The organism is Arthrobacter sp. Soil762, from assembly GCF_001428335.1.
In the GTDB taxonomy this organism is placed as follows: domain Bacteria; phylum Actinomycetota; class Actinomycetes; order Actinomycetales; family Micrococcaceae; genus Arthrobacter.
In genome coordinates this window covers 11,662-25,589 of record NZ_LMSG01000004.1, presented here as the reverse complement: position 1 = coordinate 25,589, position 13,928 = coordinate 11,662, and the positions used below count along the sequence as shown (strand labels likewise).

Sequence of the window (13,928 nt, the reverse complement as noted above, 5' to 3'; positions counted from 1 at the left end):
GCTTTCTCCATGAGTCTCTCGGAACAGTATGCAGCGTCCCTGTCGGCCGAAACCGTGGTGGTTGCCGCCGGCCGGCCGCCGCGTGAGCGGGACGAGCCCGTCAACCCGCCCATCGTGCTGTCCTCCACGTACTTCGGCACGGGAGCGCTGGGCGACGGGGACCGGGGCTACGGCCGCTACTCCAACCCCACCTGGGATCCCTTTGAGGAGGCCTTGGGCCAGCTTGAAGGATCTGAACTGCCCGGCCTGCTCTACGCGTCCGGACTCGCGGCCGTCAGTTCGGCGCTGTCCTTGCTGCCCGCCGGCGGCGTCCTGGTGATGCCGTCGCACAGTTATGCGGGTTCGCTCGTGATGGCCACGGAGTTGGCGCAGAAGGGCTTCATGGAACTGCGGACTGTGGACATCACGGACACTGACGCAGTCAAAGCACAGCTCGCGCCGCGGGGACCGGACGCGAAAGCGGCCAGGATGCTGTGGCTTGAGAGCCCCACCAACCCGATGCTGGGCATCGCCGATATCCGCGAACTCACCGCGGCGGCCCACCGGGTGGGCGCCATTGTGGTGACGGACAATACGTTCTCCACGCCGTTGGTCCAGCAGCCACTGAGCCTGGGTTCCGACGTCGTTCTTCACTCGGTGACCAAATACCTGGCCGGACATTCCGACGTCGTCCTCGGCGCCTTGGTGACGTCCAACCCTGACATCCGGGCAGCGCTGCTGCACCACCGCATCATTCATGGCGGTATCGCCGGGCCGTTCGAGGCATGGCTGGCGCTGCGCGGGCTCCGGACCCTCGCGCTGCGTGTGGAACGGTCTCAGGCTTCTGCCGCGGTCCTGGCGGAACGCCTGAGCACACACCCCCTGATCGATAGCATCCGGTTCCCCGGCCTCCCCACGGATCCCGGCCATGAACGGGCCAAGACCCAGATGTCGGGCTTCGGTTCGATTGTGTGCGTGCAGATCGCGCCGGTTGCCGGCCTGAGCGGAGCAGACGCCGCGGACAAACTGGTCCGCGCGCTGCAGCTCTGGCTCCCGGCGACATCCCTGGGCGGGGTGGAATCGCTGATCGAACGGCGCCGCCGGCACGCCGCCGAGCCGCTGAGTGTCCCGGACAACCTGGTGCGGCTGAGCGTCGGCATTGAAAATATTGAGGACCTCTGGGCCGATTTGAAGCAGGCGCTCGACTCACTGGGCCGCTAGGCTTGGACGGTGGACGGTGAACTGATAATTCGGCCTGTAGAGCTGGCAGTGTTTTTTATCCTTGCCCTGGTGGCATTCGGACTTGAAGTGTGGGCTCTGCTGGACTGCGTCAGGCACAAGTCCGCCGCCTTTGAAGCGACCGGAAAACGAACCAAGACCTTCTGGCTGGCACTGACCGGCGGTGCCACCCTGATCGGCGCCATCTCGCTCTTCAGCAGCGGCGGAATCTTCGGCACGCTTGGCCTCTTTGGGCTCGCCGCTGTGGTGGCAGCGTCCATTTACCTCGCAGACGTCCGGCCAGCGGTCAAGGACGCGGGCCGCGGCGGTAGCCGTAATACGGGGCCCTACGGCGGCTGGTGATCCCCACCGGCCCCCACTAGACCGACGGCGCCACCGCTTCCCAGGCCACCGTTAGTTCGCCGAGGCGCCACCGCGCCGGGCCGTCCTGAACCGGCCACCCGCCGTCGAGCAATGCCCTGCACATGGCGTGCCAGCGCTGCCTGTTGCCGAATGACGCCAGCGGCGCCGACTCCAGCCAGGCCCGGTCCATGGCCTGCATCAGCCGGTGGACAGGCTCTCCCGGAACGTTGCGGTGGATCAGCGCCTTCGGCAACCGCTCGGCAATTTCCGAGGGCAGGTCAAAGCTGCCGAACCGCACGGACATGCTCAGTGACAACGGCCGCTCGGCGTCGAGGGCAACCCACGTCACCCGCCGCCCGATCTCATCGCAGGTACCGTCGATAAAGAGGCCGCCGGGGGCGAGCCGGCCCTGGACCAGTCGCCAGATCCCCGCCACATCGGCCTCTTCGTACTGCCGCAGGACGTTGAAGGCGCGGACCAGCACGGGGCGCCCGGGCAGCGGCAATTCGAAACCGCCCACCTGAAAGCTCAGCCCCGGCCGCTCGAGCGCCTTGGCGATCCGGACGCGCTCCGGCTCGATTTCGATTCCGCACACGCGGACGTCCGGCCGGACTGCGCGGAGGCGTTCAAAAAGTTCGACGGCGGTGGCCGGCGTTGCGCCGTAGCCCAGGTCAACCACGAGCGGGTCAACGGCCGCGCGCAGGCGCCAGGCCTGGGGGCCGGTGAGCCAGCGGTCCACCCGCCGCATCCGGTTGGGATTGGTGGTGCCCCGGGTTACGTTTCCGACCGGCCTGCCGCTCCGGCCATGGGGAGCGCTCACGCGTTCAGCTTTTTGCACCACGGCCCAACCCTATCCTTGTAACGCAGGGCCTTTGTAACGCAAGGCGGGCGGCGCCGTGCCTCGGCTAGGATAAAAATCATGACTTACAAGCTGATTCTGCTGCGCCACGGCCACAGCGAATGGAACGCCAAGAACCTGTTCACCGGCTGGGTGGACGTTGACCTCAACGACCAGGGCCGCGAGGAAGCAGCACGCGGCGGCGAGCTCCTGGTTGAGAACGATCTTCTCCCGGATGTCCTCTACACCTCGCTCCTGAAGCGGGCCATCAACACGGCCAACATCTCCCTGGACAAGGCCGACCGCGGCTGGATCCCCGTCAAGCGGGACTGGCGCCTGAACGAACGCCACTACGGCGCCCTGCAGGGCAAGGACAAGGCACAGACCCTGGCCGAATACGGCGAGGAGCAGTTCATGGAATGGCGCCGGTCCTACGACACCCCGCCGCCGCCCCTGTCCGACGACTCCGAGTTCTCCCAAGCCCATGACCCCCGTTACGCGGACCTCGGCGACGCACTGCCCCGCACCGAGTGCCTCAAGGATGTCCTGGTCCGCCTGCTTCCTTACTGGGAATCGGACATCAAGGAAGACCTCAAAGCCGGCAAGACCGTTCTGGTTACAGCCCACGGCAACTCGCTGCGCGCCCTGGTCAAGCACCTGGATGGCATCAGCGACGACGCCATCGCCAGCCTGAACATCCCCACGGGCATCCCGCTGGTCTACGACCTGGACGAGGACTTCCAGCCGATCAAGCGAGGCGGCACCTACCTGGACCCGGACGCGGCTGCGGAAGCCATCCTGGCAGTGGCGAACCAAGGCAAGAAATAAGGCCGTAGTTAACGAACGACGGCGGGCCGGTCACCTGAGGTGACCGGCCCGCCGTCGTATGTGGTTTAGGGAGCGGCTAGAAGCCCTGCCCCTGCCATTCGCCGGTGACGAGGTAGGTGACCTTGCGGGCCACAGACACGCCGTGGTCAGCGAACCGTTCGAAGTAGCGGCTGGCCAAGGCCACGTCCACGGTGGTGGCGGGGGACTCGGCCCAGTCCGGCGCGGCGATCGCCTTGAACACGCTCAGGTGGAGATCGTCGATGGTGTTGTTGGCCTTGTGGATGTCGCGGGCCACTTCGAGGTCCCGGGATTCCAGCAGGACAATAAGCTTGTCGGCGATAAGTTGGTCCTGCTCGGCCATTTTGTTGAACGTTTCCGTCATGGATGCAGGGATAACGGTGGACGGGAAACGCAGCCGGGCCAGCTGGGCAATATGGCGGGCCAGGTCCCCCATCCGCTCCAGGGAAGCGCTCATGCGCAGGGAGCCCACGATCATCCGCAGATCGCTGGCCACCGGCCCCTGCAGTGCGAGGATGTCGATAGCGCGCTCATCCAGGCTGGTCTGCAAAAAGTCGATACGGGCGTCCGCGGCGATGACGTCCTCTGCCAGATCAACGTCGGCAACCTGGAAGGACGTCGAGGCTTTCGCCAATGCCTCGCTGACCAACCGCGAAATCTCCACCAGCTGCTCACCCACCTGGGTCAGCTCTTCCTGAAAAACCTTACGCACGTGGGCGTCCTTTCTTTGGAACTCCGCCCCTCGGGTGGCAGACGGAACTCATGTCGCCATTCGGCACTCCAACATATAACTTTGTCAGCGTGCGGTAAACGATTAGTCGGTTGTAGATGAACGTTAGCTGAACCGTCCCCGTAATGGGCCATGACGCACCGTCTCGACAGGAACCACGGCCTAAGCTGGATGTGTGGATCCTATGCTCATCGGTGTCATCGCCGGCCTGGTCGGCCTGTCGCTCGGCACCTTTGGCGTGCTCGCGTTCAGGATCAGTGAAAAGCAGCGCCAGCTTGTTGACGTCGACGTCGACGAACTCGCTTTGCCGGCCGGCGCCGCGGAAGTACTGGCCGTCGTCGGACGGGCTTTTGTGGTGGTTGACGCCGTGGACGGTGTGGTGCGCGCCAGCCCGGCAGCTTATGCGTATGGCCTGGTGCGCGGCCATACGGTGGTCCACAAAGAACTTCTGGACATGACGGCCGGTGTGCGCCGTGATGGCGTGATCCTGGAAAAACGGCTGGAGCTGCAGCGCGGTCCGCTGGGTCACGGCACCATCATCGTGCAGGTCCGGGCGGCCATGCTCGGCGAGGAATATATCGTGCTTCTGGCCGACGACCGCACCGAAATTACCCGCACGGAAGAGATCCGCAACGACTTCGTGGCCAACGTGTCCCACGAGCTGAAGACCCCGGTGGGCGCAATTTCCCTGCTGGCCGAGGCACTGGAGTCCTCGGCCGACGACGAACAAGCAGTTCGCCGGTTCGCCAAGCGTATGCACAAGGAGTCAACCCGGCTGGCCGCCCTGGTCCAGGACATCATCGAGCTGTCTCGCCTCCAAGGTGCCAGCGTGTCCCAAGAGGGCAAGGCCGTGGACATCAACGCGGTCATCACGGAAGCGGTGGACCGTTCCCAGCTCCCCGCTGAAAGCAAGAACATCCGGATCGTGGTGGGGGAGCGGGTTAAGGCCACCGTCTTTGGTGACCGGGACCTGCTGGTTACCGCCCTGCGTAACCTGATCGACAACGCCATCCGATACTCCCCGGAGAACACCAGGGTGGGCGTGGGCGTCCGGTCAAAGGACGGGCTGATCGCAGTGTCGGTCACGGATCAGGGCGAGGGGCTGACCCCGGAGGACCAGGAGCGCGTGTTTGAGCGCTTCTACCGGGTGGATGCGGCGCGTTCGCGCCACACGGGCGGAACGGGCCTGGGCCTTAGCATCGTCAAACACGTTGCCTCCAACCATGGCGGTGAAGTGACTTTGTGGTCACGGCCCGGCCAGGGTTCCACTTTCACCCTGCGGCTGCCTGAGATGGAAAGCCAGGACGCACCGGATACCGCAGGTGTCAAAGAACCAGCCGTACCCGTGCGCAGAAAAGAACGCGGCGTACATGAGCAAGGAGCTAGCGCTTGAGCAGGATTTTGATTGTCGAAGACGAAGAATCGTTCAGTGATCCGTTGTCCTATCTACTGGGCAAGGAGGGGTTCGAGGTAGAAGTGGTGGACAACGGCCTCGACGCCATCACCGAATTCGACCGGAACGGGGCGGATCTGGTGCTGCTGGACCTGCAGCTCCCCGGCCTGTCGGGCACCGAGGTCTGCCGCCAGCTGCGGCAGCGCTCCAGCGTTCCGGTCATCATGCTGACGGCCAAGGACTCCGAGATTGACAAGGTGGTTGGCCTGGAGCTGGGCGCTGACGACTACGTCACCAAGCCCTACTCCTCCCGCGAGCTGGTGGCCCGCGTCCGGGCCGTACTCCGCCGGCAAGGTGAACCCGAGGAACTGATCTCGGCCACAGTCCAGGCCGGCCCTGTCCGGATGGACATCGAACGGCATGTGGTCAGCGTGGATGGCCAGCAGGTCCTCTTGCCGCTGAAGGAGTTCGAGTTGCTGGAAATGCTGCTGCGCAACTCCGGCCGCGTACTCACCCGCGGCCAGCTGATCGACCGGGTCTGGGGTTCGGACTACGTGGGGGACACCAAAACCCTGGATGTGCATGTCAAGCGGCTGCGCGGCAAGATCGAGCCCGACCCGTCCATACCGCGTTTCCTGGTAACCGTCCGCGGCCTGGGCTACAAGTTCGAGCCGTAGGCCTCTCCGCCGTATGGCACGCCGGGCATCAGGCGCACCAGACTTCAAGTGCACAAAAAGGAGGGGCTCCCCGCGGGGAGCCCCTCCTTTTTGTGCTTTGCTGCTGCTTAGTGGGCCGCACCAGTGCCGGTGGCCGACGGCGACGGGCTGGGTGTGGCGGATCCGGTCGGTTCGCTGCCGGCCGGCAGGTACTCCTTGTACTCCGCGAGGGAACCATCCAGGACAGGCACGCGGACAGTCTTGCTCACGTTGGTGCCGTCTTCGGTGATCTTCACATCGACCAGGGAGCCGGCGATACCGCCGCTGGTGCTGAGGATTGCCTCATCCGTGGAGTCGTTGAGCAGCGTGTAGGAGTTGGCTTTCACCGGCACCTGCGTCTGCGAACCGTCGGCACCGTTGACCGTGAGCTTGACGTCCTTTGAAGAGGAGTTGTAGACGGCGCCGAGCAGGCGGCCGGGCTTGTCTTCGCCGGCGGAGACAATCAGCATGTTGCGCAGCTGCAGCGGACCCAGGTCGGCGCGGATACCGTCCGACGCCGCGTACTGGTGAGAAGTCTGCTGGGGGTTGATGTAGCCACAGCCGGTCATCGTCGCCAGGGCGAGGGCCAGGGAACCTGCCGCCAGTGCCAGTTTGCCGCCCTGGGCCCGGTTCATCGCAGTGAAACGCACGTCACGTACTCCTCGAGAGTCTTGAAACATTATTCAGCCATAGCCTAGCGGCAAACCGGCCCAAACGAGGATTCCGCACGGTCATATTCCCCTTGGCAGCAGGCCGCGCATGCACTATTATCTGCATTCGTCAAGGGGGCGAAGGGGGTCTATTCTGCCCATTTTCCGCGTATTTCCGGGGTTCCGGGGCCGGTTCGAGGCCAGTCATATGCCTGAATCGTGATAAACTGGTCTGCGGGAAAGGGGAATGTCCACATGGTATTTGAGGTCGGCGAGACAGTAGTTTACCCTCACCACGGTGCTGCAAAAATTGAAGAAATCAAGATGCGCACTGTCAAGGGCGAAGAGAAAATGTATCTCAAGCTCAAGGTGGCTCAGGGTGATCTGACCATTGAAGTTCCAGCAGAGAACGTTGACCTTGTTGGGGTCCGTGACGTAGTGGGCAAGGAAGGTCTGGAGCACGTATTTGATGTTCTCCGGGCTGAGTTCACTGAAGAACCCACCAACTGGTCGCGCAGATACAAGGCAAATCTGGAGAAGCTTGCTTCCGGTGACGTCATCAAGGTAGCAGAGGTTGTTCGCGACCTCTGGCGCCGTGATCACGATCGGGGCCTTTCCGCAGGTGAGAAGCGCATGCTGGCCAAGGCCCGTCAGATTCTGATTTCAGAACTTGCACTGGCTGAAAAGACTGATGAAGAGAAGGCTGCAAGCGTTCTCGACGAGGTCCTGGCTTCCTAAGAATTGAGCCCCGGGGGTACGCAAGTGCCTCCGGGGTTTCTTTTTGCCCTTTTTCGGTCCAGCCCTCAGCGGCAGGCGCGTCGCGCGGGTGGGATTCGGCACGCCGGGCACGCAGGCACGTAGGCTGGACCGCATGAACAACGGACTTCCCCGCCCCGTCACCGCCGTCGTCATTGTTGCCGCAGGGTCCGGCGAGCGGCTGGGTTACGGCATGCCCAAGGCGCGCGTGCCGCTGGGGAGTGACGCCATACTTACGCATGCCCTCCGGGGCGTCGCTGCCGCCGGAGTCGCACGCCAGATCTGTGTGGCCCTGCCGCCCGGAGATATAGTCCTGCAGGAATTGTGCGCGGCCTTCGCCGAGGAACTCCGGGCGGGGAACGATGCCAACCAGGAGAACCCGCTTCCCGTGCTGACAACGGTCGACGGCGGTGCCACCCGTGCCGCTTCCGTCCGGTCAGCGTTGGCGGCCTTGCTGGACGGCACCGAAGCTGTGCTGGTCCACGACGCCGCCAGGGCGCTGACGCCCGAGTATGTCTTCCACCGTGTCGTCGATTCCCTGGCTGCCGGCGCCGTTGCAGTGATTCCTGCCGTACCGGTGGTGGATACGGTGAAGATGGTTACCCCCACGACCGGTGACGACAGCATCATCGCCCCGGAACTCGTGACCGGGACCGCGCCGCGGGAGGAGCTCCGTTCGGTCCAGACGCCTCAAGGGTTCCGCCTGTCCACACTGATCCAGGCCCATCAGGCAGCGGCGGACTTTGACGAGGAACAGGCTGCCGCGGTCACCGACGACGCCATGCTGGTGGAACTCCTGGGAGTTCCCGTGCACGCCGTCCATGGCTCCACACAGTCAATAAAAATCACCACGCCGCTGGACCTGATCATTGCCGAGGGGCTGCTGGAAGGCCCGCTGGGCATCCGCTGGGTGGAGGGTTAGGCATGAGTGAAGCCAAGATGATCCTGCCGCGCACGGGTATCGGCCTGGATGTCCATGCCTACGCGTCCCCTGACCTTCCCCGTCCGCTCTGGCTGGGCGGGCTGTTCTGGGAAGGCGAGCGTGGACTGGCCGGGCATTCGGACGGGGACCCGGTGGCCCACGCCGCCGCCGACGCCCTGTTCTCGGCCGCCGGCATCGGGGACCTCGGCACGCATTTTGGCACCGACCGTCCGGAGTTCGCCGGAGCCTCCGGCGTCACGCTCCTGACCGAGGCGGCGAGGATTGTCCGTGCGGCCGGCTTTGAGATCGGCAACGTGGCAGTGCAGTTCGTGGCTACCCGGCCCAAATTCGGCCCGCGGCGGGAAGAGTCCCAACGCGTGCTGAGCGAGGCGGCAGGGGCGCCGGTCAGTGTCACGGCCACCACCAGCGACGGACTCGGTTTCACCGGCAGGGGCGAGGGCATTTCCGCCGTCGCCACCGCTTTGGTCTATCCGGTGATTTAACCCAGCGTTGTTCAGGCCGGATAAACGCGCGGGGGCCGGCACACAGTCCTTTTCCGCTAATCTGGAGCGGTGACTCTCCGCTTCTATGACACCGCGTCCGCCGAAGTCCGTGACTTCGTTCCCCTCGTCCCGGGAAAAGCGAGCCTGTACTACTGCGGAGCCACCGTGCAGGGCATGCCCCACGTAGGTCACATCCGCTCGGCGATCGCCTTTGACCAGCTGACCCGCTGGCTCGAGTACCGGGGGCTGCGGGTCACCGCGGTCCGCAACGTCACGGACATCGACGACAAGATCCTCGCCAAGTCTGCCGAATCGTTCAGCCCGGACTTCGAAGCCGGACCGGACGCTGTCCGCGAGGAGGAATGGTGGGCCCTGGCCTATCGCTACGAGCAGGCGTTCCTGCAGGCCTACGACACGCTCGGCGTTTCCCGGCCCACTTATGAGCCACGGGCAACCGGCCATATCCCCGAAATGCATGCGCTGATCCAACAGCTGATCGACCGCGGCCACGCCTACCCGGCGCTGGACGATTCCGGCGACGTCTACTTCGACGTGCGGTCCTGGGACAAGTACGGGACACTGACGCGCCAGAACATTGACGACATGCAGGGTGCCCCGGACGCGGATCCCCGCGGCAAGAAGGACCCCCGCGACTTTGCGCTGTGGAAGGGCTCCAAAGAAGGAGAGCCGACGACGGCGAGCTGGGCCTCGCCCTGGGGCGCCGGACGTCCGGGCTGGCACCTGGAATGCTCCGCCATGGTCACCAAGTACCTCGGCACCGAATTTGATATCCACGGCGGCGGACTGGACCTGCGCTTCCCGCACCACGAAAACGAAATGGCGCAGTCCCAGGCCGCAGGGCACGGGTTCGCCAACTTCTGGATGCACAACGGTATGGTCACGTACCAGGGCGAGAAAATGTCCAAGTCCATCGGCAACACCATCAGCCCTTCGGAGATGCTGGACATCGCGTCGCCTCGGGTGGTCCGCTACTACCTCGGGCAGGCCCACTACCGCTCAGTGCTGGACTACCGCCCCACATCGCTCGACGAGGCCGCCGCCGCCGTCGAACGCATTGACGGCTTCATCAGCCGCGCCGTTCGGGCCCTCGCCGCCGGTGGGAACTACACCTTCGCCACCTACGGCAAGGTTCCCGAGGCGTTCGAGAGCGCCATGGATGACGATCTCAATGTGCCGCAGGCCCTCGCAGTGGTCCACGAAACAGTCCGTGCCGGCAACACTGCCCTGACGGAGGGGAAGCTGGAAGACGCCCAGCAGGCCTTGCGCAGCGTGCATGACATGCTGCGGGTCCTGGGCCTGAATGCGGTGGCGTCCGGCCCGGCGTCGGACGCCCGGGAGTCAGCCGCCCTCGACGTCCTGGTGGAAGCCCAGCTCGCTGCCCGCACGCAGGCCCGGGCCACCAAGGACTGGGCTGCCTCCGACGCCATCCGCGACACGCTGAAGGCGGCCGGCGTCGTCGTCGAAGATGGCCCAAATGGCGCTACCTGGAGCCTGCAACGGGACTGAACCGGCGATTTTACTTGATTCAGTAGACTGGTAAGCAGACTCAGTCAAACAATCAAGGGTGGAAAATCATGGCCAACAACGGTCGCCGGTCGGTCAAAGCAAAGAAGGGGCCAACCATCGGAACCGGTGGTCATGGCCGTAAGGCCCTCGAAGGCAAGGGTCCCACGCCCAAGGCGGAGGACCGCCCGTACCACAAGGCGCACAAGAGCAAGCAGCTTGCCGAACGTTCGGCCGCCAAGCGCGGCACGGGTGCCCGCAGCGCCGGCGCCTCCCGCACGGGTCCCAAGGGCCGCGCCACCGAGGAAGTCGTCACCGGCCGTAACTCCGTGGTGGAAGCCCTCCGCGCCGGGATCCCCGCGAAGGCCCTGCACATCGCCATCCGGATTGAAATGGATGACCGTGTCAAGGAGTCGCTGAAGATCGCCGCCGAACGCGGTATCCCGCTGCTCGAGACCGGCAAGCCCGAACTTGACCGCATGACGGACGACGCCATCCACCAGGGCCTGGTCCTGCAGATCCCGCCGTACGAGTACCAGGACGCTTATGACCTGGCCGAGGAAACCGTGGACCGCTGGAAGAAGGGCCACGTATCCAACGCCCCGCTGTTCGTTGCCCTGGACGGCATCACGGACCCGCGCAACCTTGGTGCCATCATCCGCTCCGTCTCGGCCTTCAGCGGCCACGGCGTCATCGTCCCGGAACGCCGCTCCGTGGGCGTCACGGCTTCGGCCTGGAAGACCAGCGCCGGCGCTGCCGTGCGTGTTCCGGTGGCACGTGCCGCCAACCTGAACAGTGCCCTGAAGCAGTTCAAGAACATGGGCATCTTTGTCCTGGGGCTCGACGGCGACGGCGACGTTTCGCTGCCTGACCTCACCCTGGCCGCCGAGCCCGTCTGCATTGTGGTCGGGTCCGAAGGCAAGGGCCTGAGCCGCCTGGTCCGCGAAAACTGCGACCAGATCGTCTCCATTCCGATCAACTCCGCCATGGAATCGCTCAACGCCTCCATGGCCGTTGGCATCTCCCTGTACGAAATCTCGAGGCAGCGCGCCGTCAAGTAACTCGCTGCGAGGCGGCGGCACGGCGGCGGGGTCGCCGCCGCGACCGCTTTGCCGTCGCTTAGACACCTCCCGTTGCCTCATTCGGCCGCGGGCGGCCTTCTTCGGCTCTGGTCGGCGATGCGCTCCCTGGCAAAACGGCCGCAACGGCTGTATCGTCGTCCTGCCGAACGCTCTCTCACCTTTGGTGGGTTTAACAGAAACGCTCTCTCACCCGGTGAGAGAGCGTTTCTGTTTAAGGCGCGAAAACTGCGAGAGCGTTGGAGCGTGGTGGGTCCGGATGACGTCATAAAAGCGGCAGTGCAGTTCAACAGCCGCTGGCCGCTACCATGGACGTGATGGTCATGCCGCTTTTCGATACCGCTTCCACCAGGGATGCCTCTTCGGCATATCCGCTCGGTGTCAGCGTCCCGCGCCCGGGATCGGGAGCGGATTACGGCGTGCAGTCCAGCGCCAACGTCGCTGTGTACGCCCCGGCCGTGGAGAACCTTGAGATTGCCTACAAGGCTCCGGGCAGCGAGTGGCATCTGCAGACCCTGCCCAATGTCACCCACGGCGTGCACCATGGAATTGTTGAGGATTTCCCGTACGGATCGCTGTACGGTTTTCGCGCCACGTCCAAGGCGGACCCGTTGCCGCTGGCGGTCCCCATCGTGGACCTGGACGACGACGGCGGGCAGCCTCTTTTGCTCGATCCTTACGGCCGGGCGGTGGACCAGGGGGAGGGTTTCCTGACGAGCGTCCGGATGGCCGGCGATTTTGACTGGGGCATCGACGAACGGCCCCGGACGCAGTGGCGGAACACCATCATCTACGAGGCCCATGTCCGCGGCCAGAGTATGCTGCATCCCGATGTCCCCGAGGAGCTGCGTGGCACCTACGCCGGAATGGCCCATCCGGCCATCATCGAGCATTTCAAGAGCCTGGGTATTACCGCTGTCCAGCTGCTCCCGGTGCACTTCCACCTCGATGAGCTGCACCTGCAGAACCTCGGCCTGACCAACTACTGGGGCTACAACACGGCCGCGTTTTTCGCACCGCACGCAGCCTACGCGACGCAGGCGGCGCGGGATGCCGGACCGCACGCCGTCCAGGACGAGTTCAAGGGAATGGTTAAGCTGCTCCACGCGGCAGGGCTGGAAGTGATTCTCGACGTCGTCTACAACCACACTGCCGAGGGCGGCCCGGACGGCCAGGCCATCAGCTTCCGCGGACTCGGTGAGGACACGTACTACCGAACTGATGGCCACGGGAAGTACATCGACACTACGGGCTGCGGCAACAGCCTGAATTTCGGCCAGCCCAGGGTGGTCCAGTTGGTGCTGGATTCCCTCAGGTATTGGGTGGACGAATTCCACATCGACGGCTTCCGTTTCGACCTGGCCGTGACGCTCTGTCGGAACGCGGACAACGAGTTTGATCCCCGGCACCCGTTCCTGGTGGCTGTGGCCGCCGATCCGGTGCTGTCAGACGTAAAACTGATCGCCGAGCCCTGGGACGTCGGCTATGGCGGCTGGCAGACGGGACGGTTCCCGGGCGGCTGGGTTGACTGGAACGACCACTTCAGGGACGGCGTCCGCTCCTTCTGGCTTGCCGACCGGGCGGCCATCGAAGCCGGCGGGCAGGGCGGGTCCGTGGCGCGGCTGGCTGATGCCCTGTCCGGGTCTGCCGGGCTCTTTGAAGCGTCGGGCCGTTCCAGGCTGGCGTCGGTCAACCTCATCACGGCACACGACGGCTTCACGCTCAACGACCTTGTGTCCTACGACCGTAAACACAACGAGGCCAACGGCGAGCAGAACCGGGACGGGCACGGGGACAACCGCAGCTACAACCACGGCTTCGAAGGCCGGAGCGAGGACGAGAGCATCCTGGCGCAGCGGTCGCAGTCCCGGCGGAACCTCATGGCGTCCCTGATGATTTCGCTCGGTGTGCCCATGATCACCGCCGGGGACGAGCTGGCACGCACGCAGCAGGGAAACAACAACGCCTACTGCCAGGACAACCCACTGGCCTGGCTCGACTGGACGCGTACGCCGGAATCCGCAGAGATGCTCCGCAGCACCAAGCGCTACGTCCGCCTGCGCAAGGAGTTCCTGGCAAGCCAACCCCATGATTTTCCGGCGCGGGATGAGCAGTCCTATATCTACTGGTTTGATCACTCGGGACAACCCATGTCCATGGATCAGTGGAATGATCCTCGGCACCGGGTCATGCAGCTCCTGCTCGGCTCGGATGACGGCACCATCGCAGGCCTGGTGGTGGTCAACGGCAGCAACGCCGATGTCAAGATCACCCTTCCGGAACTCACGAACGACGACGGAACGCCCAGCAGGATGTTCGAACTCCGGCTGACAACGTCGCCGCTTCACGACCTTCGACAGGGCAGCCGCGTGGCGTCCGGCGAGACGGACAGCATCGAGGCGAACTCGATCAACATCTACCGCACGTAGCTG

Annotated in this window: 14 protein-coding genes; 11 read left to right on the top strand and 3 right to left on the bottom strand. The window is 64.6% G+C overall.

Translation table 11 applies throughout. The annotated features are described in order from the left end of the window. The first annotated feature begins 9 nt into the window (after window positions 1-9). Window positions 10-1,200, top strand: coding sequence for a trans-sulfuration enzyme family protein (locus tag ASG77_RS05965; RefSeq protein WP_056342493.1), 1,191 nt, complete (start codon window positions 10-12; stop codon window positions 1,198-1,200). Between the two features lie 9 nt (window positions 1,201-1,209). Then, window positions 1,210-1,560: a DUF2516 family protein gene (locus tag ASG77_RS05960; RefSeq protein WP_056342490.1), complete on the top strand. Its 351-nt coding sequence runs from the start codon at window positions 1,210-1,212 to the stop codon at window positions 1,558-1,560. Window positions 1,561-1,576: 16 nt separating this feature from the next. Here ASG77_RS05960 and ASG77_RS05955 read toward each other — a convergent pair whose 3' ends face one another. Continuing rightward, window positions 1,577-2,401 carry a class I SAM-dependent methyltransferase gene (locus ASG77_RS05955; protein ID WP_200950675.1) on the bottom strand — a complete coding sequence of 275 codons (825 nt, stop codon included), beginning with the start codon at window positions 2,399-2,401 and terminating at the stop codon, window positions 1,577-1,579. Between the two features lie 78 nt (window positions 2,402-2,479). On the opposite strand from ASG77_RS05955, the gene ASG77_RS05950 reads away from it, so the two are divergent. Continuing rightward, window positions 2,480-3,226 (top strand): phosphoglyceromutase, encoded by a 747-nt coding sequence (locus ASG77_RS05950; RefSeq protein WP_056342488.1) that lies wholly within the window; start codon window positions 2,480-2,482, stop codon window positions 3,224-3,226. A gap of 76 nt (window positions 3,227-3,302) precedes the next feature. Here the strand turns inward: ASG77_RS05950 and phoU are convergent, their stop codons facing one another. Beyond that, on the bottom strand, window positions 3,303-3,956 hold the full coding sequence (phoU, locus tag ASG77_RS05945) for a phosphate signaling complex protein PhoU (protein ID WP_056342485.1): 654 nt from the start codon (window positions 3,954-3,956) through the stop codon (window positions 3,303-3,305). 202 nt (window positions 3,957-4,158) lie between these two features. Between phoU and ASG77_RS05940 the strand changes: the two genes are divergently transcribed. Beyond that, window positions 4,159-5,367, top strand: a complete 1,209-nt coding sequence (locus ASG77_RS05940) for a sensor histidine kinase (RefSeq protein WP_056342482.1) — start codon at window positions 4,159-4,161, stop codon at window positions 5,365-5,367. Beyond that, window positions 5,364-6,044, top strand: a complete 681-nt coding sequence (locus tag ASG77_RS05935; RefSeq protein ID WP_056342479.1) for a response regulator transcription factor — start codon at window positions 5,364-5,366, stop codon at window positions 6,042-6,044. Before ASG77_RS05940 ends, ASG77_RS05935 begins: the two co-directional genes overlap by 4 nt. A gap of 107 nt (window positions 6,045-6,151) precedes the next feature. On the opposite strand, the gene ASG77_RS05930 is transcribed toward ASG77_RS05935, so the two are convergent. Then, on the bottom strand, window positions 6,152-6,697 hold the full coding sequence (locus ASG77_RS05930; RefSeq protein ID WP_056342474.1) for a hypothetical protein: 546 nt from the start codon (window positions 6,695-6,697) through the stop codon (window positions 6,152-6,154). Window positions 6,698-6,967: 270 nt separating this feature from the next. On the opposite strand from ASG77_RS05930, the gene ASG77_RS05925 reads away from it, so the two are divergent. The 6 genes from ASG77_RS05925 to glgX all read left to right on the top strand — a co-directional run bounded on the left by ASG77_RS05925 (window position 6,968) and on the right by glgX (window position 13,925). Further along, on the top strand, window positions 6,968-7,450 hold the full coding sequence (locus tag ASG77_RS05925; protein ID WP_026266570.1) for a CarD family transcriptional regulator: 483 nt from the start codon (window positions 6,968-6,970) through the stop codon (window positions 7,448-7,450). Between the two features lie 133 nt (window positions 7,451-7,583). Beyond that, on the top strand, window positions 7,584-8,390 hold the full coding sequence (gene ispD, locus ASG77_RS05920) for a 2-C-methyl-D-erythritol 4-phosphate cytidylyltransferase (protein ID WP_056342471.1): 807 nt from the start codon (window positions 7,584-7,586) through the stop codon (window positions 8,388-8,390). Window positions 8,391-8,392: 2 nt separating this feature from the next. Next, window positions 8,393-8,893: a 2-C-methyl-D-erythritol 2,4-cyclodiphosphate synthase gene (gene ispF, locus ASG77_RS05915; protein ID WP_056342468.1), complete on the top strand. Its 501-nt coding sequence runs from the start codon at window positions 8,393-8,395 to the stop codon at window positions 8,891-8,893. A 69-nt stretch (window positions 8,894-8,962) separates the two neighbouring features. Next, window positions 8,963-10,420, top strand: a complete 1,458-nt coding sequence (cysS, locus tag ASG77_RS05910) for a cysteine--tRNA ligase (RefSeq protein ID WP_056342465.1) — start codon at window positions 8,963-8,965, stop codon at window positions 10,418-10,420. A 68-nt stretch (window positions 10,421-10,488) separates the two neighbouring features. Next, window positions 10,489-11,478: a 23S rRNA (guanosine(2251)-2'-O)-methyltransferase RlmB gene (rlmB, locus tag ASG77_RS05905; RefSeq protein ID WP_056342462.1), complete on the top strand. Its 990-nt coding sequence runs from the start codon at window positions 10,489-10,491 to the stop codon at window positions 11,476-11,478. A 335-nt stretch (window positions 11,479-11,813) separates the two neighbouring features. Beyond that, window positions 11,814-13,925, top strand: coding sequence for a glycogen debranching protein GlgX (gene glgX / locus ASG77_RS05900; protein WP_056342642.1), 2,112 nt, complete (start codon window positions 11,814-11,816; stop codon window positions 13,923-13,925). The last annotated feature ends 3 nt before the right edge of the window (window positions 13,926-13,928 follow it).

What these genes read in the sequence shown, in the direction of transcription:
- ispD (WP_056342471.1), top strand. Translation starts at nt 7,584, where the DNA reads ATGAACAACGGACTTCCCCGCCCCGTCACCGCCGTCGTCATTGTTGCC.
- ASG77_RS05965 (WP_056342493.1), top strand. Translation starts at nt 10, where the DNA reads ATGAGTCTCTCGGAACAGTATGCAGCGTCCCTGTCGGCCGAAACCGTG.
- ASG77_RS05930 (WP_056342474.1), bottom strand. Translation starts at nt 6,697, where the DNA reads ATGAACCGGGCCCAGGGCGGCAAACTGGCACTGGCGGCAGGTTCCCTG.
- ASG77_RS05925 (WP_026266570.1), top strand. Translation starts at nt 6,968, where the DNA reads ATGGTATTTGAGGTCGGCGAGACAGTAGTTTACCCTCACCACGGTGCT.
- glgX (WP_056342642.1), top strand. Translation starts at nt 11,814, where the DNA reads ATGGTCATGCCGCTTTTCGATACCGCTTCCACCAGGGATGCCTCTTCG.
- ASG77_RS05940 (WP_056342482.1), top strand. Translation starts at nt 4,159, where the DNA reads ATGCTCATCGGTGTCATCGCCGGCCTGGTCGGCCTGTCGCTCGGCACC.
- rlmB (WP_056342462.1), top strand. Translation starts at nt 10,489, where the DNA reads ATGGCCAACAACGGTCGCCGGTCGGTCAAAGCAAAGAAGGGGCCAACC.
- ispF (WP_056342468.1), top strand. Translation starts at nt 8,393, where the DNA reads ATGAGTGAAGCCAAGATGATCCTGCCGCGCACGGGTATCGGCCTGGAT.
- ASG77_RS05950 (WP_056342488.1), top strand. Translation starts at nt 2,480, where the DNA reads ATGACTTACAAGCTGATTCTGCTGCGCCACGGCCACAGCGAATGGAAC.